Here is a 1,689-nt window from a genome sequence, read left to right on the forward strand (position 1 = left end):
CTAGCCTCGCCGTTTCACTTGGTGCGGGAGGCGGGTTCTGGGCAGTAACGCGAAGGTGCCTTCTGAGCTGGGACGATGAACCTTGTTGAGGGGTTCTGTCGCTCCAAGCGGAAGGCGCTTTTCTGCGTGCAGGGTATCGGTTCACGTCCCAAGCTCCACGTCTCCGCTGACGGTGCGGGGGTGGTCGGGCATACTGGAGCACGGTTGCTGGCGGATCTCGCCGACACGACCGGGCTGACGGTGGCGTACTCCACGGCACTTCGGCCCCTTCGGCCCCGTGGGACCGGCCACGAACCGGGCCGGATCGCCGTCGATCTCGCGGTGACGCTCGCTGACGGCGGCGTGGCGATCGCGGATCTGGCTGTTCTGCGAGACCAGGGCGAGGTGTTCGGCCCGGTTGCCTCCACGCCGACGGCCTGGCGGCTGCTGGCCGCCATCGACGAACGGGTGCTGGACCGGCTGCGGTCCGCCCGCGCTCAGGCCCGGGAGGTGGCCTGGCTGCAGGCCGACGAGACTCGGTCCGGCATACCCGCGGTGAAGGCCGGCGGACGCGAGGTGACCGGCCTGGTCCTGGACCTCGACGCGACCCTGATCACCTGCCACTCCGAGAAGGAAGCGGCCGCACCCACCTACAAAGGCGGCTTCGGGTTCCACCCGCTGCTGTGCTTCCTGGCCAATACCGGCGAGGCGATGTCCGGCATCCTGCGGCCCGGAAACGCCGGAGCCAACACCGCCGCCGATCACGTCACGGTGCTCGACCAGGCCCTCGCGCAGATTTCCGACGCCCACCGGCACGGGACCGACATCCTCATCCGCACCGACGGCGCCGGATCCGCGAAGGCTTTCCTCGCTCACCTCCGAGACTTGCGCGGGCACGGCCTGGACCTGCGCTTCTCGGTCGGATATGCGGTCACCGAGCCGGTCCGTCGCGCGATCCGGGCCCTGCCCGAGCAAGTGTGGCACCCCGCCCTGGACCAGGACGGAACACTGCGGACCGGCGCCGCGGTCGCGGAGCTGACCGGCATGGTCGATCTGAACGGCTATCCGGCCGGCACCCGCATCATCGTGCGCCGCGAGCGCCCGCACCCCGGCGCCCAACTGTCCCTGTTCGACCAAGACGAGGGCCTGCGGCACCAGGTGTTCCTCACCGACACACCGTTCACCGACGGCGGTTCAGCCCAGTTCCTGGAGGTCCGCCACCGCGGACACGCCACCGTCGAAGACCACATCCGGTGCGGCAAGACCACCGGCTTCGGCCGCTTCCCCTCCCGTAACTTCGCCGTCAACGCCGCATGGCTCGAACTCAGCCTCGCGGCCATCGACCTCCTCGCCTGGACCCGCGTCCTCCTCCTGGACGGCGAACTCGCCGCTGCCGAGCCGAAGAAGCTCCGCTACCGGCTGCTGCACGTCGCCGCCCGCCTCACCCGCGGCGGTCGGCGTCTGCGCTTGCGGATATCGGCGACCTGGCCCTGGAGACACGAACTGGCCACAGCTTTCCACCGCCTCGCCGCACTGCCCCGTCCCGCCGGCTGAAAACAGCAACCCTGACCGTCCACGACCCGAAAGACCTTGGAGAACCCGACCCCCGCGCCGGGACTCCGCCATGCCCGAGCAACGAAATCACCCCGCCCGCCCGACAGCAGACGATCAGCGGTGTCTCATCACCCCAACCGAAACGGCGAGGCTAGG

Annotated in this window: 1 protein-coding gene; it reads left to right on the forward strand. The window is 69.7% G+C overall.

Annotation, left to right across the window (positions count from 1 at the left end):
• Nucleotides 1-75: 75 nt before the first annotated feature.
• On the forward strand, nt 76-1,533 hold the full coding sequence (locus ACZ3H8_RS40795; protein WP_467410438.1) for an IS1380 family transposase: 1,458 nt from the start codon (nt 76-78) through the stop codon (nt 1,531-1,533).
• Nucleotides 1,534-1,689: the final 156 nt, after the last annotated feature.

Source organism: Streptomyces sp. NPDC002868, assembly GCF_055563295.1.

Excerpts from the sequence above, each read along its gene's own strand:
- ACZ3H8_RS40795 (WP_467410438.1), top strand. The coding sequence starts at position 76 with ATGAACCTTGTTGAGGGGTTCTGTCGCTCCAAGCGGAAGGCGCTTTTC.